Origin of the sequence: Echinicola shivajiensis (assembly GCF_018642165.1) — a bacterium.
Lineage (GTDB): Bacteria > Bacteroidota > Bacteroidia > Cytophagales > Cyclobacteriaceae > Echinicola > Echinicola shivajiensis.
Window position 1 is genome coordinate 61,883 of record NZ_JAHHZM010000007.1, and the last position, 23,885, is coordinate 85,767.

Consider the following 23,885-nt stretch of genomic DNA (forward strand, 5'->3'; position numbering starts at 1 on the left):
GAGTATGTTTCCCAATTTAATTTTAATTGCATTACTACAGCCTAAAAGGAAGTGGATCTCGCTGTTCCACGACGCGAGCTAACTTCCTTTCTTAACGGCTTCTGTAATTCAATTAAAATCAGTCATACCAAAGGCCATCCATTAGAAATCAAGGAGGTTGAAAGTAATTCGGGTTAATTTTTGGAACGAAGGGTATGATTTTGGTTCTCTTCCGGATTCTACCCTGTATTGTATGTTGTGATCAGATAATTAAGATCAAAACAGTTCTCTTTCTATTAATTTAGCCCATTTGGCGCATTATGTCCAGTACTTCTCCCCAATCAGAATCGGCAAGATTTTCCAGATAGTCTCTGTCTTCCAAACTTAACTTGACCAAGCCTTGGGTATTTAGTTGGACCTGCTCAGGTGTTCTGATTCCGGGAATTACTGTACTGATTTCTGGGAACGACAAAATATAACTCAATGCCAAAGAGGATAAGCTGGTGCCGTACTTTTCAGCCATGGCTTGCACCTTTTGTTCTAGGATGTCCAGCACTTTTTTGACCAATTCGGAAGATAACCTGTAGGATCGATGATCGGTTTTAGAAAATATCTTATCAGGCCTGATCTTACCGCTTAGCAAGCCAAACTGTAAGGGCATACGGGCAATGATTCCATAGCTTTTGCCAGCAGCTTGTCGAATGATGGGCAGAGCGAGTTGGTTGATCAGGTTAAAGACCAGTTGGAAGCCTTGTCCTTTATTTAACTCTATGAGTAGCTGAGCTTCTGGTTCTGGTGAAAATGTGTTCAGGGAGCTGCCCCAATAGCGGATTTTTCCTTGTTCCTTTAATCGCTCCATGGCTTCGATGCATTCCCCTTCTTTTAGGTGCTGGACTTTGGCTACGTGAAATTGATAATAATCGATATACTCTCTTTTCAGCCTACGCAAGCTTTTCTCACAGGCCTCCATGATATAGGCTTTTGAGTAATTGATTTCAATATTTCCGTTTTTCCCAGCTCTTTGGCCGACTTTGGTGGCGACTATTATATCCTGATCATTAGGGAAGGCTTTTCCAATTAATGTTTCCGAATGGCCCAAACCATAAAAGTCCGCAGTGTCGAAAAAGTTGATTCCTGCATTTTTGGCAGATTTCAGGGCTTTCATGGACAGCTTATCATCCGAAGGCCCCCAGCCAATTTCAATTCCCCCGACTTGGGCTGTCCCTCCTATTGCCCAGGCTCCGAATCCGATTTCGCTGACCATCAGCTCAGTATTTCCAAACTTCCTATAATTCATATGATTTCACTTCAAGGGCTTTCTATTAAAATACAGAATTTATCTTAAAAACAAATGAGGGATGATTGATGCAAATATTTGATTATAAGTGTTTTTTGTTCGGTGCAGGGTGGTATTAATTTAAGCGGTGTGCTTATTTTAAGGAGGTGGTGAGACTTTTCTGTTTTTCCAGACTATTGTTCAAAAGTTGCCCCAATCTGACCAAAGAATTGGCTGTTTTTTCATTCCAGTCCAGCCCAAAGCTTAAGCGCAGGCAATTCTTGAATTGATCCCGAAGGGTAAACATTCTCCCAGGGGCATATTTAATGCCCTGTTTTAAGGCTTCATCATAAAGAAGGGTGGTGTCAATCATCGGGTCCAGCTCTACCCAAAGTAAAAAGCCTCCATTGGGATGACTTACTTTGGTATTTGGAGGGAAATGCTCATAGATCACTTGCAAGTATTTCATCAGATTGTGATGAAGGCTTATTCTAAGCTGTTTAAGATGGTTTTCATAGCGTCCTTTGTCGATAAAACGGGCAATGACTTCCTGGGTAAGGGAGGAGCTGGCGACATTATGGTAAAGTTTGGTTTTACAGATTTTGTCCATAAACTTCCCTGGAGCAATCCAACCTACCCGGTATCCAGGGGCCAATGTCTTGGAAACAGAACTGCACCAAAGTACTATGCCATCCTTGTCGATACTTTTGCAGGAAAGGGGACGCTCAGAACCAAAGTAAACATCTCCATAAAGGTCCTCTTCCAATAGGGGAACCTGATGTTCCGTGCAGATCTTTACCAAAGCCCTTTTGTTTTGGTCGGGCATGCAGTAGCCCATAGGGTTGGAAAAATTGCTGACGACAATGATCGCCGAAATTCGCGTTTCTTTGATGGTCTTTTCCACGGCTTCCAAGTCCAGTCCGTATTCGCTATGAGTGGGCATTTCAATGACATTGAGCCCAAGGCTCTTGGCCAATTGTAGGGTGCCAAAATATACAGGGCTTTCCGTGATGATGCTATCGCCTTTTTGGCTTATTGACATCAGGGCAAAGGCCAGTGAATTCATACAGCCATGGGTGGTGACCAGGTCGTCAGCCAACAAGCTGTTTTCCCAGAGCAATGTCCTCTTGGCTATTTGGCGACGCAAGTATCCACTGCCCATGATAGGCTCATAATGTATACAGGCATCGGGGAGATCCCGCATCATGTCCCGAACGATTTTTTTGAATTTGGCAATGGGCAGCATCTCAGGAGAAGGAACGCCTACAGAAAAATTGGACAAAGACTTATCACTGTCCATAGGACCATAGACCTTTTGGATAAAATCCTCGATATCTCTTTTCCCTTTTCTGGCAATAGGTTTGGAAATAACCGGGTTACTTTGGTCAGGTCGAGGATAGGGACTGACAAAATACCCCTTTTTGGGTTTGGCTTCTATCAAACCCTTGCTTTCCAGAAGGTACATGGATTGCAAAACCGTGCTGATACTCACCCCCGTTTCCTGATGAATGCTACGAACAGAAGGGAGCCTGTCACCGTAGTTGAAAGTGCCTTTTTTGATTTGCCTTTCCAGGTCATCCGCCAATTTTTCGTATAAATTCATAGTAACTTATCTGTTATGGTCAAAAATACGAAAAACTGTATCTGTAATGGTTGTGGATTGTTGGTTAATTTTGAAAAAAATCAAAACAATAACCTGAAAGAGGAGTGGTATGGAAATCAAAATGCAAACAAAATCCCATAATACCGCGGATCAATTCAACTTTGACCAGTTCCAGTTTGGAGTGAAAGCCACCGACCATATTTTGGTGGCCCGTTACAGTGAGGGCAAATGGCAGTCGGCTGCGATTCAACCCTTTGAACATTTGAGTGTTTCACCTTTGGCCATGTGTCTGCATTACGGGCAGACGGTTTTTGAAGGCCTCAAAGCTTACCGACAGGTCAATGGGGAGCTCAGTATTTTCAGGTTAGACAGACACTATGAAAGGATGAACCAATCCCTTCAACGCATGGCCATGCCCAATGTCCCAGAAGAACTTTTTAAAGATGGCATCATGAAGTTGGTGGACTTGGAGCAGGAGTGGATCAGTGACCGAGAAGGGTATTCGCTTTATATTCGGCCATTTATGATTGCCACTGAAGAGCGCTTGGGGGTAAGTATTTCCAAAGAATATCTTTTTATGGTGGTCTGCACTCCGATGGCTGCATATTATGCCAAGCCACTTAAGGTAAAAATAGAAAGGCAATACACCCGTGCTGCAAAAGGCGGCGTAGGAGCGGCCAAAAATGGGGGCAATTATGGTGCGGCCTATTATCCCGCCAATTTGGCCCAAGAGCAAGGATTCGATCAGGTGATCTGGACTGATGCCCAAACACATAATTACGTGGAGGAGTCCGGAACCATGAACCTGATGTTTATAGTGGATGGCAAATTGCTTACTCCTCCAACCGGGGAAACCATCTTGGCAGGGGTGACCAGGGATTCTTTGCTTCAAATAGCCCAGGATCTGGGCTGGCAGATGGAGGTGTGCCCGATTAGCTTACAAGACCTTAAGGAAGCATTTGAAGCAGGTAAGAAAGTGGAAGCTTTTGGTGTAGGGACAGCCGCTGTGGTAGCTCCCTTTGAATTGATCCAGTTGGACGGAGTGGATTACTTTCCCTATACAGGAGAGGACGCTCAAATGTATCAGCTAAAGCAAAAGCTTACAGCACACCGCTCTGGTGCGGAAGATGATGTCTACAATTGGAATACATTGGTGGGAGTGAATGCTATAAAATAATTCCTGAAATTTTAGTAAATCTGTAACGTGTTGCGGATGACTAGCGTCTAAGTAGTAAGTTTTTTGTTAAAGATTAAAATTGTTTAAAGGATGAAAAAAATACTAATCACTTTTACGCTAGTCTCCCTTTTTGTTTTTGAGGTATTGGCTCAAGCTCCCCAATGGACTTTTTCCACTGGATTTTCTCCAATCTCCCGATCTGACAAGAATAGGGTGCTGGAGAATTCATATCATAATACCAATTGGGAATGGATGAATAAGGGAGGGATCATGGTAAATGACCATATGACAATAGGAATTATGGGAATGATCAGATCCCAGAATGTACAAGAAATGGCTTCTTATCATTTTGAGATTGGGGCAACAGAGGAATATAAGTTTGAAACGGATAATTTACTTTGGGGCACAGGACCATTTATTAGCAAGTTCTTTAGATTAGGAGAAAGATTTGAACTTCAAACCACTGTTTTTGGACTTTTTGAACAGGGAAAAGGGGTTTTTACTACTGATTACGTAAGCTTGGTTTGTCCTAGCTGTAATGAAAGCGCTATTGAAAATTCTATCACTCCACCATATGGAGAAATAGAGCGTTTGGAATACAGAGAAAGGAATCTATACGCGGGCTTAACACTTGGTTTGAATTATTTTTTATTGGAGCGCGTAGCTGTTCAGGGAAATCTAAACCTTTTCCAATATGAAAATTATGATAATAAAATTGTAGGTGGGAAGAATGTGACAAGACCTATTCCAGTGGAGAGAAATGTAGAGCAATCTGGTAGTGATTTTGTTTTCTTTACCGACAGGCCGATATTCCATTTAGGCTTTATGATGCTATTGAATTAATTGGAGGATTCCATCATCTTTTTATTGGGAAGAATACCTGTGATCAGAACCAACTGCAAGTGCCATACAGATAAAATGGGCTAAAATTGTTAAATTCAATATAGTATGGAATTCTAGGCGAATGCCCTGTTTTGGCTGGATGCTAGTTTAGGGAAACACAATACTTGATTTTTGTTACGCTTTTTAGCCAATGGAAGAAATATTCATGATCGATCAGGAAAGTTTTCAGCTTACTCAGCTGGACTTTTTCATCAGGCTTTTGGTGGCTACGGGTATTGGACTGTTGATAGGCCTGGAACGGGAGCATGCTTCTTCTCCAATCAAAGATGAAATCTTTGCTGGAGTGCGGACTTTCGTATTTGTGGTACTTTTTGGTTTTCTAACAGCTTTTCTCAGTTACTTTTTTACCCATTGGTTGATTGTGGGAGGGCTGTTTTCGGTGATGTTTTTTGGTGGGCTCTCTTATTGGATCAAATCGCGCGGTGGGGACATCGGAGGAACCACAGCATTTGCCATGCTGATGGCTTATCTTTTAGGTTGTGCTACACTTCTTGGCTTTATAGAGGTAAGCCTAGCTGTTACGGTAATTGCTTTGGTGATTTTGTCCTTGAAAGGCCCCTTGCACAGTATTGTGCAGCAGATCACACAGAATGAGTTTTATGCCCTGGTAAAATTTGTTGTCATCTCCTTATTGATATTGCCTTTCTTGCCCAACGAGACCATGGGACCCTATGATGTCTTCAACCCAAGAGAGGTAGGTTGGGTGGTCATGTTGACATCCGGAATTGGTTTTGTAGGCTATATTCTTATGAAATTTTTGGGAAGTAAAAGGGGAATATTGCTGACCGGGATTTTCGGAGGATTGGTCTCCAGTACGGTAGTTGCCTGGGTGTTTGCCGAAAAGAGCAAGGAAGTGGCAGGCTTGTCAAAAAATTGCGCAGTAGCCATCCTTTCCGCTTCCACAGTGATGGTGGTCAGGGTATTGGTGTGGATAATCATTTTTAACCAAGCCATGCTTGGGAAGTTGGTTTTGCCCTTGGTCTTGGTGTTTTTGGCAGGTTTTGGAGTGGCTTATTATTATTTCAAAAGGCCTTCCCGCCATTCGGACATCACGACGGGCTTTCCCTTGGGTGAGCCGCTTAACCTGAAGAAAGCTTTCTTTTTCGGGATTCTTTATTCCGGGATCCTGTTTCTGGTGAGTTACGCCAACAGTCAATTAGGAACTAAGGGGATCTATGTTTCCAGTGCTGTAGCTGCTTTGACGGATATAGATGCGATCACCATCTCAGTCTCAAAGCTGGCGGGGGATTCTTTTCCTATCCTTACAGCCCAAAACGTAATTTTGCTGGCCACACTTTGCAATACCTTGGTGAAAATAGGAATATCACTGACTGTGGGCAGCAAGGCCTTAAGAAAGTACGTCCTTTGGGGTTTTGGACTGATATTTTTGGCCGCTATAGCAGGTTTCTTGATTATTAATGCCTAGGGCCAAATATCCAGGAGACGCCGAACGAGTATTATTTGGCCAATATGATAGGCATTATGATCAGCCACTAAAAGCAGCTCGCGCAAATAGCTTTGTCCTGTGCCATGTGGGATATTGTCCGCTAGGTCCAATTCTGGATTGAGGGCCAATTGTATTAATTCCTGTCTATCTGAGCGGTATTGGTGAATACTTTTCTCCCATAATTCAGCAGATGCTGGAGCTCTTGAAGCCGGCCAGTAATCTTCAGGCCAAGCCAATTCCTTATAGTTGGGATTTTGGCAAAAATCAAGGATATCATGTTGGGCAATTCGAAGGTGTTCTAAGATTTGCCACAGGGAATGGGAAAGTCCGGGGGGCTGCACCCCCCGGAAGGTTTCAGGAATATCCTGAATGGCCGTATCAAAGTTTATATGGGCATCTTCCCACTGAAGAAGAGCAACAAGCTGCTTTCGAAGGTTATCATGGGTCATGATCTTAGGGGTTATCTTAGTGCGATGGGTATAGCTGCAATTACGGCTGTTATCTGATAAATCCAAGGATGGTAGTTGAATTTCAATTCATTGATATTGAAATTTTTAGCAATTTTCGCATTACTTCATATTGGTTCCTATATTGATTAAAAAAACAGTTGATGTATAATTTGATTTCTAGGAGAGATTTTGTCAAATCAGCAGCCACCATAACGGGAATGGGGGCCATTCCGGTTTTTGCAGAGGAGCCTTTAAATAAAGTTAAACAATTAATTGAAGATAAAGGAATGAGAGTATTGTTTCAAGGAGATAGTATTACGGATGGAAACAGGGGACGTAATATGGACCTTAACCATATTATGGGCCATGGCTATGCCTTTTCCATAGCCAGCCGGATAGGGGCTGATTTTCCGGAAAAGGGCTGGGAGTTTTTTAACCGGGGGATTTCTGGAAACACAGTTACTGATTTGCAGGGACGATGGGCCAAGGATGCATTGGACCTAGAACCCGATCTGCTCAGTGTTTTGGTGGGGATCAATGATGCAGGGCAGCATGTGAGGAATCCTGAAAAAAGCCCCCAGTTTCAAGTTTTTGAAACAGCTTATCGTGATATATTGACGCAGAGTAGGGCACAAAATCCAGATCTGATCATTGTCATGGCCTTGCCCTTCGTATATCCTATAGGAAGCCGTATCCCGGTCTATGAGGCATATGAAAAGGATGTGCAGAGAAGAAAAGAGATTGTCCAAAAACTGGCAAAGGAATTTGATGCCTTATTGGTGGATTATTCAGCTGCATTCGACAAGGCTTTTGAGAAGGCTCCCCCGGAGTATTGGATATGGGATGGAGTACATCCAACTGTGGCAGGCCATGAGGTCATGACCAAAGCTTGGCTAGCAACCGTCGCTGAAAAGTTTCCTTTTTTGGATGTTTATTGATGTGCTTGGTTTTTCTATTACATGGCTGTAAAGGCGTGTAATAGTCCCCTTTTTTAGAGGACTTATCTGGAATATAGATAGGATAGATTGCAATCTTTTGAAAAAAAATGATCAACCCGGGTGATATTCTTTCAAAAAGGGCACATATAGTTGAATATAAGTTTAGAAACCATGAAAGATCAAATGAAAACTTCTGAGGGAAGACAAGCCGTTTTCCTCAGACTTTATCAGCAGTGCTTTCCGGACCTTGCGAAGTATATCCAGAAAAGAGGAGGCAGTCTGGAGGATGCGCAGGACATTTTTCAGGACAGTTTGGTGATTTATTATGAACAGCTGGTTGCTGGCAAGGAAATCCAACAAGAAAGTGCATACCTCTTTAGTGTAGCCAAGTACCTTTGGTTTAAGCGGTATAAGAGCCAACAAGCGGAATGGGCAATGGACGATTTGGAAGCAATAGAAGAGGTGGAAGAATATGCTATAGCCGAAGAAAGTTCAACTTTTCAGCTTATACCATTTCTACAGCAGGCCGGTAAAAAATGCATGCAGATGCTAAAGTCATTTTACTATGATCGGCTGAGCATGGAAGAGCTCGCTGGCCAGTTTGGCTATAGCAGTACCCGATCAGCCACAGTTCAAAAATATAAGTGCTTGGAAAAAGTAAGGGATCAAGTAAAGGAAAAAGCATTGACTTATGAGGACTTCGTTAAATGAGATTAAGGATATAGAGGAATATATCTTCCATCTGCAAGCTCCTGGGGAGCGTTTATTGATGGATGCAAAAGCACAATTAGATAAAGAGTTTGCCTTGAAAGTTCAAAGTCAGCAAAGTGCCTATTCGCTGATTAGAAATTATGGAAGGGAACAAGTCAAGGCTGAAATCGCTCATGTACAAGATCAGCTTTTTACCCAATCAAAATACCGACGTTTTAAAGAATCGATGCTTAACCTATTTTCTCCAAAATCATGATCGCAGCAAACGTGTCCCAAGTAGTCCCCATGGTGATTGACCAAAATGATCATAGTGGCCGAGCCTATGATATTTATAGCCTATTGTTGAAAGAGCGCATTATCTTTTTGGGAAGTGCCATCAATGATCAAGTGGCCAATTTGGTCGTTGCCCAATTGTTGTTTCTTAACAGCCAAGACAATAAGAAACCCATCAATATTTATATCCAAAGTCCCGGGGGAAGTGTCTATGCTGGCTTGGCCATTTATGATACCATCAAAATGATTTCTGCCCCAGTCAGTACGGTAGCGGTTGGTTTTTCCGGTAGTATGGCCACTGCCCTATTGACCTCCGGAGAAAAAGGAAAGCGGCTTGCCCTATCACACGCTACCATCCACATGCACCCTACCAGTGGTGGGTCAAAAGGTTATACAGAGGATGTGCGCATTGCTACTAAAGAACAGGAGAGACTGCAGGTGCAGCTCTTTCACATTATTGGCAATAATACAGGGCATAGCTGGCAGGAAATCGAAGAATTGTTTTTACGGGACCGTTATATGAGCGCTCCGGAAGCCAAAAACTATGGCTTGGTGGATGAGGTGCTGGGCACTACAACTGATATTATTCAGCTTAAGGATATGCCGTTTGGGGTAAAGTTGTTTGAGGAAAATTAGGAGATATTCTATTCGTGGCACCTTAAGGAGGGTTTAATTTGTAGCCTTGTCCAAAAAAGTTTAATATCTCCTTCATAATGATGAACAAAACCTACTGAATATTTATTGTCCAAAATTTTATTGGTTTTTTTAATGAGGGATTCAAAAAATAAGAACTCTTGAGAGGGAGCGGTAGAGTCTGCTTTAGTTAAATTAATAAATTCAGGAGAATTAAAAGTTTCTAATAGTAAATCCCCTTCGTCTTCACTTTTGGAGAATTTTTCCTCATAAACATCAATCCATTCAAACTTGAACCTAGAAACATTGTTTACTGAATCAAATAGGTCGTAATAATGTCTAAATACAACGGTGTCCTGACCATAGATGACAAACCATTTTCCTGTGGGTTTTCCATTGATGTAATGAGATATGGAAGTGGTATCCTTTTTTAAATTGAAAATAACTTTTCCTGAAAGCAAAATGCCTTCAGGTTTTAAATAAGTCAAGTAACTTTTTTTCTGGATATCTGGGTTGAAATAGACTTGTTCTTTCTTTTTACAAGAGAAATAAATTAAAGAGATTAATAGAAAAAATATAACTGCTCTCATTTGACTAATTTAAAAAAAAAAAATATAGCGTGTAGCGTAGTTTCTTGGCTTTTAGGCAGGAAAAAAGCCAGAGGCGAAACCCCTGGCCTTTCAAACCTAATTAAACCCAACTTATTTTATATAATCCTTTAGCTTACATTCATCTAAGTCTTTGATACCTTGGACCACTGCTTTGGCGTTATATTCGGCGCCTTCCAAGATGGTATGCGTGTGATCAGAATCATTAAAGAAATGTTCCCTTACATATTTCTCTCCCAGGTCATCATATCCATCAGCGATAATTTTATTTAAATCGATAAAATAGACTTCTCGGGCTGATGCGGCTTGCTTGGCCCATAGGCCATAGCTACTATCAGCACGGTTTATCTTTCCTTCTTTCCAGCTGTTTCTTGGTATAAGTGAACAGACAATTGGTATAGCTCCTACAGCTTTGGTTTGGGTGATCATCTGTTTGAGGTATTGCCCATAAGAATAGACGGTCTCGTATTGTTGTGTGATAGGGTTAAAGATTTCCTCTGCTTCTGTACCGGCACTTTTGATGGTGCCCCTTGCCCGATGGCTATCGTCCAATGGACTGCTGTCATTATGGCCAAATTGCATGATGACATAATCCCCAGGTTCAAGTTTTTCATGTACTTTTTCCCAAAGTCCATAGGTCTGGAAAGTCCGGCTACTGGTGCCTCCAAGGGCATGGTTTTGCACTTTGATTTGGTCCAGGTCAAAGTACTGTGCCATATAGTCGCCCCAGCCCCAAAGGCCACCGGCTCCATCTCCTTGGCCGTTTTTGACTGTGCTGTCCCCTATGAGATAGAGGGTAGGTTTGTCTTTTTTGAGATAAGCTTTTAGTTTACAATCTTCCAAACTTTTAATGCCTTTCACTACTGACCAGGCATTTATCCTTGCCCCAGCTTCATTGGTATGGGTATGGTCTCTTTCAAATAGGGCCTTGACTACATCCGGTCCCCATTGGTCGTATTGATCAGCTACCATGTTGTTGAGATCTACAAAGTAGGCCCCTGTCTTTCGTGCAATTTCTTTGGCCCATTTGCCATAATCTTGATGGGCTCGCTCTACCTCTCCGTCCTGGAATTTATTTCTAGGGATCATGGAGCAAATGATAGGGGTCGCACCTTTTTCTTTGGCTTCAGTCACGAATTTTTTCAGGTACCATCCATAGGTGTGAACGGTTTCGGGACTGCCGTCAGGCCAAGTAAGTTCCACGGTTTCACTACCAGTACCTCGCAATACTCCTCGATAGCCTGCACGTGTGGTGTCCGGCCTGCTGCCCTCATTATGGCCAAATTGCATCATTACAAAGTCACCTGGCTTCAGTTCATCAAGGACCCTTTGCCAACGGCCCTCTTTTACAAAAGTACGGGTACTCCTTCCGGCCATGGCTTGGTTGCTGACCTCAAGTTTGGTGCTGTCAAAGAAGTCATCTATAAAGGTTCCCCAGCCCCATTGTCCTGGGCCACCATCTCCACGGCTGTTGCGCACAGTACTGTCCCCAATGATATATAGGGTTGATTTTTCTTCCTTTGAAACAAAGGCTGTAAGGGCTAATAAGATAAAGGAGGACAAGAAAATAAAAAGACTGTATTTTGAATTTTTCAACGTCATAATCGGGGTGGTTTGTAAATTCTTTGTTTCTCAGAAGTACAATAAATAATGGACTTATAAAACTAAGCATCTCATTTAGAATAGCTGTACTGCTGTATATGGCTTTTGGACTAGGGCCCTACACTACAGCACAGTAAATTCTTTCGAAAAGCTAACTTTATGTTTTAATTCAATAATTTAAGGGAAGGAAAATTTATTGCTGACTATATGAAAATCCAAAATACCTTTTTGAAACCAGGATTATTGGGAATGATGAGCTTGGTATTGGCCTGTTCTCCCCAAAGTCCCAAAGAAGTAACACAAACTGAAGAGAAAATCACAGACACCAACACTCCTTTGCACTTATTGCAGCCGGATTATCCAGTTCCATATGGCTATCCAGAAGAAGCCGAAGTGAAGGCTGTCATCGATAGAGTGCGGGATTATTTAGCAGGGACAACCCCTGCCGAGATCTTAACTGCTGAAGGTGGAACACCCATTGCTGACTTTAGCAAGGTGGATGGAAATTCAGTGTTGAAACAAGGTGATTTTAGGTTGTTAAGTTATGAATGGGGAGTGACTTATTCTGCCATGCTTCTGGCCGGGGAGGTGACTGGGGATGAAACCTATACCAATTATACCAAGGAGCGGGTAAAGTTTATTGCTGATCTTTATCCGCATTTTCAGAAAGTACCTGGAAAAGAGCATGCCTTGCATTCTGTTTTATACCCTGGGGCCTTGGATGATGCAGGGGCACTTTGTGCTGCCTTTATCAAAACTGATCGAATTGGTGTGGATGCCAATGTCCGTCCGGTAATTGAGAATTTCATCGACTATATCATGAATAAGCAATTCAGGTTGGAAGATGGTACCTTGGCCAGAAACCGGCCTTTAAAGAATACCTTATGGTTGGATGATATGTATATGAGCTTGCCGGCCATAATCCAAATGGGTAAGTATACGGGAGAGCAAAAGTATTTTGATGAGGCGGTAAGGCAGATAAAACTTTTTTCTGAGCGGATGTTCAATGAAGAAAAGGGGCTTTATATGCATGGCTGGGTGCAAGGAATGGATGTGCATCCTCAGTTCCACTGGGGCAGGGCCAATGGCTGGGCCATTTTGACCAAGGTAGAAGTATTGGATGCCCTGCCTGAAGATCACCCAGGGAGGCCAATGGTCTTGGATTTATTGCAGAAGCATATTAGGGGCTTGGCCAAACTGCAGTCTGGATCTGGGTTTTGGCACCAGCTTTTGGATCAGAATGATTCTTATTTAGAGACTTCAGCGACTGCCATTTATACCTATTGTATTGCCAAGGCAATCAACGAAGGATGGATTGATGATCAGGCCCATGCGCCAATGACCCTGTTGGCCTGGAATGCAGTCAGTACTAAAGTCAATAATCAAGGGCAAGTGGAGGGCACTTGCGTAGGTACTGGAATGGGATTCGACCCTGCCTTCTATTATCACCGTCCGATCAATCCTTATGCAGCACATGGCTATGGACCGGTGATTGCGGCGGGTGCAGAAGTAATCAGGATGCTCCAAATGCATGATTTTGAAATCAATGATAGTTCAGTACAAATGCTGGATGCTTCCTCAATAAATTAAAATTAACCCACATAATTTTGACTGACCACAGAGGGTGCTAAGTCGTGAAAAGGAGATGTCTATTGTTATTTATCAATGTCTTTACTCCGTACTTGGTGTCCTTTGTGGTTTTACTGGAATTTTATATAGCCAGTGTAATTGCTTTTTTGATAAGTTTTGTCGTGGTTTTTTCTGTCCGTGATGTTTTTTCTTATTTTAAGTTTGGTGGAGGATAAAATAGGTTGAAGAAATATGGAGGTGTAACTGGGCTATTCATGTTGGAATTATCCTTGCCTTAATTTGTAGGAAGATTTTTAGTGTTATAAAATGTGATTTTATCTAATTAGTCAAAGATTTTGTCTGTTTTTCATAAGTGGGTTATTCTTTGGTCGTATAGAGTTTTTGCGTTTGTTTTTGCTTATAATTTTTGTCTTTGTGAATTATTTTTGTTCTTTTACTTGATCTTCATTGTTGTTTTGATCAGCCATTAATGGCTTTTGCTTTAAAGGGCTAGGTGTCAAAAAATGGAGAAAGGATAATCACCCAATAAACCTATGCTAAGTTCCCTGACCAATAAAGCGCTTTTGTACCGTATATCAGCTAATGCTGATAAGCGGGCTTTTGGGGAGCTTTTTAAGAGGTACCATTCCAAATTGATTTCTTTTGCTCTTTGCTATCTGCCTAATTTTGAGGAGGCAGAGGATGTGGTCTCAGATGTTTTTGTCAAACTTTTGAAGAAACGTGATTCATTAAGGGATATAGAGAATTTTGAGGGCTATATTTATTTTTCCGTAAAGAACCAATGTCTCAACCAGATCAAAATAAATCAGAGAAAAAATCAGCTTTTTTCGATAATCGATTTTGAGGATATCAAGACGGGGGAATACGTACAGCCCTTGGATGAACTGTTGATCAAGGAACTTCGAAATGTCATTACAACTATCGTGGAGCGATTGCCCCATAAGAGACGGTTGGTTTTCAAGATGGTCAAGGATGAGGGCCTGAAAATTGGTGAAGTGGCCAAGTTATTGGATATCGCAGATAAAACGGTGAAAAAGCATTTGGAATTGGCGGTTAAAGATTTGAGAATAGGCATCACCGAATACCTTTCCTCCAAAGACGATTCTACCAAAATTATTCCCCTTCAAAGAAATGCTCAAATGATCTGGCTTGCCATTTTTTTAGTTGAAGCGGGAATTGTGGAAGGGATTTGATTTTAAAGGCTTAAGATAGGGAGTCCACGAATCCACCACGGCGGACAAGTTTGCACGGATTTACACGAATTTTTTTCGAGGCAATGAAATTCTCAATAAAGTGTTCTACTAGCAGAAAAGCGGCTAATGTATTTTTTGCTCTATATGAAGTCATGGGGCCAAACGTTCTTATGAACAATAGCCTGAAGAAAATCCGTCTAGGATTATGCAAACGTGTAGGTTAATCCACCTTGCAGGTATTGGGCGTTAAGAAATTAAAGAAGTGGGCAAGCAAAAAGGTAGGCTTGCCTGCCTGTCCGGCTAGGCAGGTTTGACGAAATGCTGATCAAAAAGGTGATTGGCAGCTTAGCAGGAGGAGTTTGCCTGCATGAGGGAGGACTTTAATTTTAGGCAAATACATGCATAGCGACGTGGTTTTTTGGTTACTTTTTTGACCTGAAGCAAAAAAGTATGAATTGATTATTATGGTGATATTTTGCTAACACAATCAAATCCGGTATTCAATATAAATTATATAGAGAAAATTTTTTAAAAAACTTCACCTCCCATTACGCCTTTTGATTTTTAGGATTGTCTTTATAATGTGAGCAATGAAGAACACCATATAGACAAGCTACTGGCAGACTGGTTTGCGGGCAATGCCAGTGAAGCGGATAAGGAAACCATTAAGCATTGGGCGGCAGAAAGTGAGGAAAATTTAGCCCTGCTGGAAAACTTGAAAGATGTTTGGGCCGAGAAAAGCCCTGAGCCTATTTTAGTCCATTCTGACGAAAAGATCAATGCGATTTGGGAGGCAGGAATGGAGGATACAAAAAGGAATAAATCTCCATGGAAGGCCGTATGGAACTATGCTGCAGCCATATTGATATTGATCAGTGTTGCTGGGAGTCTCTACTATTTTCTGGATGAATCTGATACTGAGCCTACGGCTGTTTTTCAAGCAACTTATGTGATAAGAGAGAATCCCTCGGGGCAAAAAACGAAATTGTTTCTTCCAGATGGGTCGGTAGCTTATTTGAACAGTGCCTCTAAGATCAAGTTTCTTCAGGGCTTTTTAGGCAATGAAAGGCGGGTATTCTTATCCGGAGAGGCCTATTTTGAAGTGGCCAAAAATAAGAACAAGCCCTTTGTGGTAGAAAGCCAAGGATTGGAAACAGTGGCTTTGGGTACGGCTTTTAATGTGAATGCCTATCCTGGGCAGGATGAATTGAGCGTATCCTTGGTCGAAGGAAAAGTAGCGATTAGTCAGCTAGGCGATGATGGGAATGGGTTGATCCTGCGTCCCGGAAGGGAGGCCAGTTTAGTACAGTCTACCAATGAAATATTTGAAAGGTCTTTTGATCCGCTGACCATTATTGGTTGGAAAGATGGCAAGCTTGTCTTTAGCAATGCGGACTTTGATCAGGTGAAAATAAAGCTGGAAAGGTGGTTTGGGGTGAAAATTGAGGTGCGGGGAGATATTCCTCAAGACTGGCATGTAAGTACTATTTACGAAGGACAAAACTTGAAAAATATATTAACTGATTTACAATACACTAAAAAATTTGCTTATGAGATAAAGGGAGACAACATAACCATAAGATTTTAAAAAAGAAGAATCAGTAGGATGGATCCCCACTGATTCTAAAGCCGGTTTACCCAAGGGTTTGGTCGCTTATTGGATAAACCTATCAAAATACTAGTCAGTACTTTAATAACCCAAAATTATGAAAAATAAACCTTTACTGCTAATTCTGAAAATGACCAAATATACCCTATACGGTTTTTTGTTTCAGATGCTAATATTAAATGTGGTTCTGGCCCATAAGATTGAAGCCCAAAAAATCGACGAAGTTTATGTGAGTATTTCATTCGAGGAGGAAAAACTCGTCAAGGTGCTCCAGGAGATTGAAATCCAGTCTGAATTTCATTTTACCATTCATGAGGGAGATTCCTATTTAAAGAAGAAGATTTCCATTTCCTCTCCAAGAATATCCATTGAAGACGCGCTGAAGGATATCAGCAGGCAAACTGGATTATCCTTTCAACAGGTGAATAATAATATTTCTATTCGATTAAGAGATGCAAAGGTTCCCCACTTTCCGAAAGAAGATGTCCTTTTTAAAGAGGTTAAAGGGAAGGTTACCGATGAAAATGGGGAGCCCATTCCTGGAGCAACAGTGCAGGTTCAGGGGACGACCAAAGGTACGGTGACGGATATAGATGGGAAATATAGTATTGATGTAGAAGAGGGAGCAGTGTTGATTTTTAGTTTTATTGGCTATGAACAGCAGGTTTTAGCAGTAGGGAATCAAACTGTCCTTAATATCTCATTATCTCCAGATCTGAAATCTTTGGATGAGGTGGTGGTGGTTGGATATGGCACCCAGAAAAAAGTCAATGTGATTGGATCTGTTTCTCAAATTTCCTCTGAAAGCATAGAAAACCGACCAGTGCCAAATGCAACCCAAGCTCTCGCCGGACAAATGCCTGGTGTTACTGTAATTCAACGTTCTGGTCGTCCTGGACAAAGTAGTGGATCCATCCGTGTAAGAGGGGTAGGGTCTTTTGGAGCAAGTCCCAATGCCTTGGTCATCATTGATGGTATCCCGGGTACTTTGGATGATATAAACCCTAATGATATCAAGTCAGTATCGGTACTAAAAGATGCTTCCTCTGCAGCAATATATGGTGCAAGGGCGGCAAATGGAGTTATTTTGGTCACTACTAAAAGTGGTAGCGAAAGCAAGCTGACAGTAAGTTATAATGGCTATGTGGGATTCAATGAAGCAACAGAATTACCTGATTTGGCCAACTCTTGGGAATTTGCAGAGCTTTATAATATTGCTTCAGGAAGCAACAGTTATACTGAAGAAGATATTGAAAAATACAAGAATCAGTCAGATCCTGATAATTACCCAAACACCCGTTTTTTGGATGAACTTTTTTCCAGAAAAGGAGTACAGACGGGGCACACTATCAACCTAAATGGTGGAGGGGATGTTCATAAATACTTTCTTTCTGCAGGATACCTTGGTCAGCAAGGGATCATTGAACGAAATAATTATAAACGTTATAATATTCGTTTGAACTTGGAAAGTGATCTCGGCAAGAACCTCACCATGACTACAAGGTTGTTTGGTGCCATTGAAGAGCGGAATGAACCTCAGGCCACAGCCAATAAAGGGGGAGAACTTTCCGATCAGTTGATCCAAAATGCTTTGCGTTACCCCGCCGTTTATTTGGGGCAAGCCTCCAATGGTGATTTTGGCATTGGTCCGGAAAGCGGCGGTACACCAATTTCTTGGCTGCAATCTGCCTCTTACCTGAAAAATCCAGAGTCCAGAATGGGAGCAAATGTCAGATTGGCGTGGACACCGGTTAAAGGGCTGGTTTTAACAGGAATAGGAGGTTACAATTTCACGCTGCTAGAGCAGCGCTCTTACCTAGCATCCCAGCGTCTCAACGATGATGTATATCTTTCCCAATCCTATTTGAACCAATACAGCAATAAGCAAGTATATAAAACTACCCAACTATTAGCCGAGTACACCAAGGAGATAAATAATAATACCTTGGACTTTTTGGTAGGCTACTCTTTTGAAAACCAAATCCTTAATTACTTTAATGGTTATCGACAGGATTTTCCGAGCAATGATTATACAGTGCTAGGAATGGGAGGAGCGGATAATCAGCTTTCAGGCGGATATGATGATGAGTGGGCGATTCAGTCCCTGTTTTCTAGGTTAAAATATAACCACGATGAAAAGTACTTGTTTGAGGCTACTGTCCGGTATGATGGTTCTTCCAGGTTTCCTGAAAGTAACAAGTATGCACTCTTTCCTTCAATGGCATTGGGATGGAGAATATCAGAAGAGGACTTTTTCCAGAACGTAAATTGGGTGTCTGATCTTAAAGTTAAGGCCTCATGGGGTATGTTAGGGAATCAGAATATTGGGAATTATCCTTATCAAAGAGTGCTGCAGTCAGGACGAAATTACCCAATCGGTGGTGGCATTGCAACTGGCGCAGCTTATTCTACTTATAAAGATGCTGACATCAAATGGGAATCCACCACGACCACAGATGTGGGTTTTGAAGCAGGCTTTTTTGAGGGCAAACTTACCTTTAATGCCACCTATTTTAACAGGGCTACTACGGATATTCTGTTCCAGCCTTCTGCAAGTGTTTCCTCCGTATTGGGCGTTAGCATGAGTGAAACCAATACTGGTGAAGCCAAAAACTCAGGTTTTGAATTTGATTTGGGATACAGAAATAGAAGTGGAGATTTTGAATATTCCTTTGCTGGAAATTTTTCCTTGATCAATAACGAAGTGGTCACCCTTGGACTGGGTAATGTTGAGCAGCCAAATGGTTTCGTGGGTAATGGTTCCAACTTGTTTATTGGCTATCCCATGGAGATGTACTATGGTTATCAATCAGACGGAGTATTTCTTGATCAAGAAGATATAGGTGAGTGGCCAAATCAGACTGCTGTCAACCCTAATCCTCAGGCTGGAGATATTAGGTATAAGGATATCAGCGGACCGGATGGAGTGCCGGATGGTAAGGTAGACCCTACTTATGATCGTACTTATCTAGGAAGTCGTATTCCCAAATATACTTTTGGTTTCAATTTCGGTCTAAACTACAAAAGCTTTGACTTTTCAGTCTTGATGCAAGGCGCAGCTGGTGTCAATGGTCTTTTGAACAACTATGCAGGATGGGCATTTTTCAACTTGGGTAATATCCAGAGATGGCAGATGGAAGGAAGGTTTGACCCTGATAATCCAGAGCGTTATCCTGACTATCCTCGCTTGGAAGTGATTACAAATAGTGGTACACCAAATACCGTATTATCGGACTTCTGGGTGATGAACGCCTCTTACCTAAGGGTAAAAAACCTTCAGCTTGGGTATACCCTTCCGCAGGCAGCTGTAGAAAGAATAGGGCTTCAAAAAGCGCGACTTTATTTGAGTGGAGAGAACCTGCTTTCCTTCAACTCCTACAGACAAGGATGGGATCCTGAAATCAATACCGCTGGCGCATATTATCCCATCTTGGCAACATATACTTTAGGTGTAAACATTAAATTCTAAGACTATGGCATTTCCCAAAATAATACATACTAAAACAAAAAGTATTTTCAAGTCACAGATGATTTTGAGCCTAGCTATGCTCTTAATGTTTTCCTGTGAAGACAAACTTTCACAATACCCTTCCAATGCATTTGCCCAGGAAAATTTTTGGAGAACCGAATCGGACGCATTGATTGCACTGACAGGAATGTACCGTGGTGCCATTGAATTTGGAACACAGGTTGTGCCAAGCGATTGGTGGACCTATTGTGGAATAGTATTTTTGGAATTGGCAACAGATAATGGCTATGATCGTCGTGGGGATAACTCTACAATTAACCGCCTGACCAATGGTACACTTCTTCCAAATAATAATGTAATTAATGGCTATTGGCAGGGGTCTTACAAAAGAATAGCAATCTGTAATGATTTCTTGGAAAATATAGAGTCTGTAAACATGTCAACGGAAAAAATCCAAAGAATGGCTGCGGAGGCCAGGTTTTTACGGGCTACTCAATATTTCTATATGTCTCAGTTTTGGGGATCGGTGCCTTTGGTTACTGAGACCCTTACTCCAGAAGAGGCCAATAATGTGGTGAAAGCGGAGAAGTCTGTTATAGTACAATTTGTGATAGATGAGCTTACTGCTGCTGCTCAGGACCTACCTGCTTATGGGGAGCTTCAGGCATCAGAAACAGGAAGAGCCAGTAAGCAGGCCGCCTTGGCATTTTTGGGTAGAATATACCTTAGTGAAAAGAGGTTTACAGAAGCTGCTGCAGCTTATAAGCAAATCATTGATTTGGGAGATAATGAAATTGATCCGGATTACCAATCCTTGTTTAATCCCAATGGGGAAAATAGCTCAGAAAATATCTTCAGCTCCCAATTTGCTCCAGGACAGGCACCGAATGCTTTGCCACAACATACCTATCCGGCCATTTCCGGCGGTTGGCATTTTGTGAATCCTTTGGGCAGCCTGACTGATGCTTATGGGTTTGATGATGGAAGCCCTCTTTCCTATGACGACCCTAGGTTCAATTATGATGATATGGGTGAGAACAGGGATCCTCGGTTCAGGTATAACTTCCTTTGGAACAACAGTACCTTTGGGTCAAATGTCTATAACTGTCACCCAGATGCCACCAGTTCAGTGGATCAGCTGACTTACTCAAAGCAAGCCACCAGAAGTGGCTACGGCCTTAGGAAGTTTTTTGATGAGTCTTTTTCAGGTAACTTAAGAAATGATTATGGGGGGAATATTCCAATTATCCGCTATGCAGAAGTGCTGCTGAGTTACCTTGAAGCTGAGTTGGAAGCAGGCAATCCGATTACCCAAGATCTGCTCGACCTGACGATCAACGCAGTTCGTGGACGGGCATCAGTGGGACTTCCTCCGATTCAAGAAACCAATGCTGACGCTTTGCGTCCTATACTGAGAAATGAAAGAAGAATAGAATTGGCCTTCGAAGGTGTCAGACTTTGGGATATTTTTAGGTGGGAAATCGGAGAAGAAGTGTTGGTGGGTGATTTTTGGGGAGCTCCTTTTCCTGATTCAGAGAAATATGCCACTACCTCCAAAAAACTTGATCCGGATTTTAGGTGGTTTGTGACTTCGAAAAACTTTAGGCCAGGGGTGGATGATCAATGGCCCATTCCAGAGTCTGAGGTAAATATCAATCCAAACCTTGGACAATAAGTAGAATTTGGTCATTTAATAATTTTTGAAATATGAAAAGAAGACATGCTGTTAAAGCCATTGCCTTAAGTTCTGTTGTTCCACATGTTTTGCTAGGAGGAACACCTTTAAAAAAAGGGAAGGTGATTCCTTTAACACTAACAAATAATAAAAGCTATGAAAGTCCTTGGCATCTTTGGCCAGACATGAAGTGGGTTGGTCCGGAGTTTTGGGGAAATAGGCTACAAGATTGGGAAATCAGACAAGGCAAAGCCACCTGTGTGGTCCGAGGTAATAACAGGACGCTATATACATTGTCCCATGAATTAGGCGATCAAACGGGCGGTTTTGAGTTCAATGTTACCTTGGATTGGTGGGCAGAAAACTCAAGTTCAGATGTCTATGCCGGTTTTCATGTAGGGGCGAAGGGAAAATTTGATGACTATCGATCGGCTGCGGTGTTTGGCCAAGGGCTTGATGCCGGTATCACAGGAGACGGGAAGTTGTTTATTGGAGATAGTGAGGGTACTGAAAGTATACCTTTGAACCAAAGTCTGAGCTTGAAGTTAGAGGCTGAGCCAAAAGCAGGGCTTTATAATTTGAAATTGACAGCCCTTTCTGAAAGCGGAGATACTTTAGCAGTGCATCAGGTTGAGGGGATTGCTTCGGCGGCTGTTTCAGGAGCTTTGGCTTTGGTGTCTCATTTTCCTGGTGACTCCAAACAAGGGAGTGATCAGCCTTCTGTGGCCTTTTCTCATTGGAAATTAAATGGAGCAAAAGTATTGCAGTTTGAAGATCGGGAATTTGGGCCGATTTGCTTTGGGCAGTACACCTTGCATGAAAATACGCTTAAGTTGAATGCCCAGCTGGCTCCGATTGAGGCCATAGCAGGTCATAAGATATCCTTGAAAACTAAAACCAATGGAAAGTGGGAAACTATACAGGAAAGTACGGTGGATCTCATGGGAAGGGTGGCACAGTTTAGAATAGAAAATTGGAAACAAACTGATGCTGTCCCTTATCAGGTTCATTTGGAATTGCCTCTTTTGGAGCAAGTGAAAACTTATACTTATGAGGGAACTATTGCCAAAGAACCTACAGCGATGTCTCAGGTGAAAATGGCTGTATTTAGCTGTAATGCAGATTATGGCTTTCCAGATGGGGAAGTCAGTGAGCATGTGGCCAAACATCAGCCAGACTTAGCGGTGTTTTTAGGGGATCAGTTTTATGAAAGTACGGGAGGTTTTGGAATACAAACCTCTCCCATAGAAAAAGCCTCGTTGGACTATCTCCGTAAATGGTACATGTTTGGTTGGTCCTACCGCGAAATATTCCGTCATATTCCCAGTGCATTTATTCCAGATGACCATGATGTTTATCATGGAAATGTGTGGGGCGAAGGAGGTAAGCATGCTCCATCGGATGAAGGTTGGGGCTATGTCGCCCAAGATCAAGGGGGGTATAAAATGCCTCCGGAGTGGGTGAATATGGTTCAGAAGACGCAAACAGGACACTTACCGGATCCCTATGATCCAAGTCCTGTCAAACAAGGGATTGGTACCTATTATACAGATTGGATTTATGGTGGAGTCAGTTTTGCGATTTTGGAGGATAGAAAGTTCAAGACTGCCCCAAAAAATGTACTCCCTGAAGAAGCAAAAGTCACCAATGGTTTTATCCAAAACCGGGATTTCGATATCAAAAAACACTATGATATCGAAGCCCAGCTGCTGGGAGATAGACAATTGGAATTTCTTGAAAGTTGGACGGTAAATTGGCCCAAGTCAGTACAGATGAAGGCGGTTTTGTCCCAAACCAACTTTTGTACGGTTGCCACTTTGCCTGAAGGAAGTATTATTGATAGTATTGTCCCAAAACTGCCTATTCCAGCGCCTGGGGAGTATGTCTCAGGAGATGCACCGACATCGGATATGGATTCCAATGGCTGGCCTCAAAAAGGTAGGGATGAAGCATTGAAAATTATCAGGAAGTCCTTTGCCTTACATATTGCGGGTGACCAGCATTTGGCCAGTGTGGTTCATTATGGGGTGGATGAATTCGGAGATTCAGGATATGCGTTTGCAGGACCTGCCCTCAATAATCTTTTCCCCAGGAGATGGTGGCCCCAATTGAGCGATGAGCATCAACCGCTGCCAGGAAAATCCAAAAATACAGGTAACTTTCATGATGGCTTTGGGAATAAGATGACCATACATGCCGTAGCCAACCCCTCCCAAAGCGGGAGAGAACCTGCGCTCATTTATGATCGGGCAACAGGATATGGCATAGTGACCTTTGACAAATCCGCCAGAAATATGAAGTTGGAATGTTGGCCTAGGTATGTGGATCCCGAAAAGAATCCTGATGGGCAATATGAAGGATGGCCAGTTACGGTTTCCCAAGATGATAATTACGCCAGAAAGGCTGTTGGGTATCTTCCATTATTGAAAATAGAAGGCAAGCCAGACCCGGTTTTGAAGCTAGTAAATGAAAGCTCCGGTCAGACAGAGTACTGTTTGCGAATAAGGGGGAATATTTTTAGACCTAAAGTGTTCGAAAAAGGAAAATATACTGTGATCTTAGAAGAAGTAGGATCCGGGAAGTTGGAAATATTAAAAGGCTTAGAGGTTACAGAAAATGAAAAATCATTTAGAGAGGTTTCATTAAAAGGATAAGATTCGAATATTCACTTTTATAAAAAGCGACAGGTAGATTTTCAACTTGTTGCTTTTTTTTTGCAGTATTTGTAGCGTTCCATTTTGTACATAGTG

At 42.1% G+C, this 23,885-nt stretch carries 18 protein-coding genes; 13 read left to right on the forward strand and 5 right to left on the reverse strand.

Features of this window, described 5'->3' with window-relative positions:
* Window positions 1-280 precede the first annotated feature (280 nt).
* Both KMW37_RS12990 and KMW37_RS12995 read right to left on the reverse strand, forming a co-directional pair.
* Entirely contained in the window at window positions 281-1,276 is a 996-nt protein-coding gene (locus KMW37_RS12990) for an aldo/keto reductase (RefSeq protein ID WP_215225066.1), read from the reverse strand.
* Window positions 1,277-1,409: 133 nt separating this feature from the next.
* A complete protein-coding gene (locus KMW37_RS12995; RefSeq protein WP_215225067.1) occupies window positions 1,410-2,858 on the reverse strand; it encodes an aminotransferase-like domain-containing protein in 1,449 nt (482 codons plus the stop codon).
* Window positions 2,859-2,967: 109 nt separating this feature from the next.
* Between KMW37_RS12995 and KMW37_RS13000 the strand changes: the two genes are divergently transcribed.
* From KMW37_RS13000 to KMW37_RS13010, 3 genes are all read left to right on the forward strand, one after another.
* Window positions 2,968-4,035 (forward strand): branched-chain amino acid aminotransferase, encoded by a 1,068-nt coding sequence (locus KMW37_RS13000; RefSeq protein WP_215225068.1) that lies wholly within the window; start codon window positions 2,968-2,970, stop codon window positions 4,033-4,035.
* 90 nt (window positions 4,036-4,125) lie between these two features.
* Window positions 4,126-4,878 (forward strand): hypothetical protein, encoded by a 753-nt coding sequence (locus tag KMW37_RS13005; RefSeq protein ID WP_215225069.1) that lies wholly within the window; start codon window positions 4,126-4,128, stop codon window positions 4,876-4,878.
* Window positions 4,879-5,068: 190 nt separating this feature from the next.
* Window positions 5,069-6,364: an MgtC/SapB family protein gene (locus KMW37_RS13010; protein WP_215225070.1), complete on the forward strand. Its 1,296-nt coding sequence runs from the start codon at window positions 5,069-5,071 to the stop codon at window positions 6,362-6,364.
* Here KMW37_RS13010 and KMW37_RS13015 read toward each other — a convergent pair.
* A complete protein-coding gene (locus KMW37_RS13015) occupies window positions 6,361-6,834 on the reverse strand; it encodes a DinB family protein (RefSeq protein WP_215225071.1) in 474 nt (157 codons plus the stop codon). The genes KMW37_RS13010 and KMW37_RS13015 overlap by 4 nt on opposite strands.
* Before the next feature lie 161 nt (window positions 6,835-6,995).
* On the opposite strand from KMW37_RS13015, the gene KMW37_RS13020 reads away from it, so the two are divergent.
* The 4 genes from KMW37_RS13020 to KMW37_RS13035 all read left to right on the forward strand — a co-directional run bounded on the left by KMW37_RS13020 (window position 6,996) and on the right by KMW37_RS13035 (window position 9,392).
* The gene (locus KMW37_RS13020; RefSeq protein ID WP_215225072.1) at window positions 6,996-7,772 is read left to right on the forward strand and encodes an SGNH/GDSL hydrolase family protein; all 777 of its coding nucleotides are present in this window, start codon (window positions 6,996-6,998) and stop codon (window positions 7,770-7,772) included.
* A 171-nt stretch (window positions 7,773-7,943) separates the two neighbouring features.
* A complete protein-coding gene (locus KMW37_RS13025; protein ID WP_215225073.1) occupies window positions 7,944-8,483 on the forward strand; it encodes an RNA polymerase sigma factor in 540 nt (179 codons plus the stop codon).
* Window positions 8,464-8,739 (forward strand): hypothetical protein, encoded by a 276-nt coding sequence (locus tag KMW37_RS13030; RefSeq protein WP_215225074.1) that lies wholly within the window; start codon window positions 8,464-8,466, stop codon window positions 8,737-8,739. The genes KMW37_RS13025 and KMW37_RS13030 overlap by 20 nt, the downstream gene beginning before the upstream one ends.
* On the forward strand, window positions 8,736-9,392 hold the full coding sequence (locus tag KMW37_RS13035; RefSeq protein WP_215225075.1) for a ClpP family protease: 657 nt from the start codon (window positions 8,736-8,738) through the stop codon (window positions 9,390-9,392). The genes KMW37_RS13030 and KMW37_RS13035 overlap by 4 nt, the downstream gene beginning before the upstream one ends.
* 8 nt (window positions 9,393-9,400) lie before the next feature.
* Here the strand turns inward: KMW37_RS13035 and KMW37_RS13040 are convergent, their stop codons facing one another.
* Both KMW37_RS13040 and KMW37_RS13045 read right to left on the reverse strand, forming a co-directional pair.
* Window positions 9,401-9,979, reverse strand: a complete 579-nt coding sequence (locus tag KMW37_RS13040; RefSeq protein ID WP_215225076.1) for a hypothetical protein — start codon at window positions 9,977-9,979, stop codon at window positions 9,401-9,403.
* Between the two features lie 111 nt (window positions 9,980-10,090).
* Entirely contained in the window at window positions 10,091-11,599 is a 1,509-nt protein-coding gene (locus KMW37_RS13045; RefSeq protein ID WP_215225077.1) for a rhamnogalacturonan acetylesterase, read from the reverse strand.
* Between the two features lie 252 nt (window positions 11,600-11,851).
* On the opposite strand from KMW37_RS13045, the gene KMW37_RS13050 reads away from it, so the two are divergent.
* From KMW37_RS13050 to KMW37_RS13075, 6 genes are all read left to right on the forward strand, one after another.
* Window positions 11,852-13,189 (forward strand): glycoside hydrolase family 88/105 protein, encoded by a 1,338-nt coding sequence (locus KMW37_RS13050; protein WP_394369623.1) that lies wholly within the window; start codon window positions 11,852-11,854, stop codon window positions 13,187-13,189.
* Window positions 13,190-13,722: 533 nt separating this feature from the next.
* On the forward strand, window positions 13,723-14,382 hold the full coding sequence (locus KMW37_RS13055) for an RNA polymerase sigma-70 factor (protein WP_215225079.1): 660 nt from the start codon (window positions 13,723-13,725) through the stop codon (window positions 14,380-14,382).
* Between the two features lie 583 nt (window positions 14,383-14,965).
* Window positions 14,966-15,970, forward strand: a complete 1,005-nt coding sequence (locus tag KMW37_RS13060) for a FecR family protein (RefSeq protein ID WP_215225080.1) — start codon at window positions 14,966-14,968, stop codon at window positions 15,968-15,970.
* Window positions 15,971-16,088: 118 nt separating this feature from the next.
* Window positions 16,089-19,460, forward strand: coding sequence for a SusC/RagA family TonB-linked outer membrane protein (locus KMW37_RS13065; RefSeq protein WP_246581480.1), 3,372 nt, complete (start codon window positions 16,089-16,091; stop codon window positions 19,458-19,460).
* A gap of 4 nt (window positions 19,461-19,464) precedes the next feature.
* The gene (locus KMW37_RS13070) at window positions 19,465-21,135 is read left to right on the forward strand and encodes a RagB/SusD family nutrient uptake outer membrane protein (RefSeq protein WP_246581481.1); all 1,671 of its coding nucleotides are present in this window, start codon (window positions 19,465-19,467) and stop codon (window positions 21,133-21,135) included.
* Between the two features lie 32 nt (window positions 21,136-21,167).
* The gene (locus KMW37_RS13075; protein ID WP_215225081.1) at window positions 21,168-23,789 is read left to right on the forward strand and encodes an alkaline phosphatase D family protein; all 2,622 of its coding nucleotides are present in this window, start codon (window positions 21,168-21,170) and stop codon (window positions 23,787-23,789) included.
* Window positions 23,790-23,885 lie beyond the last annotated feature (96 nt).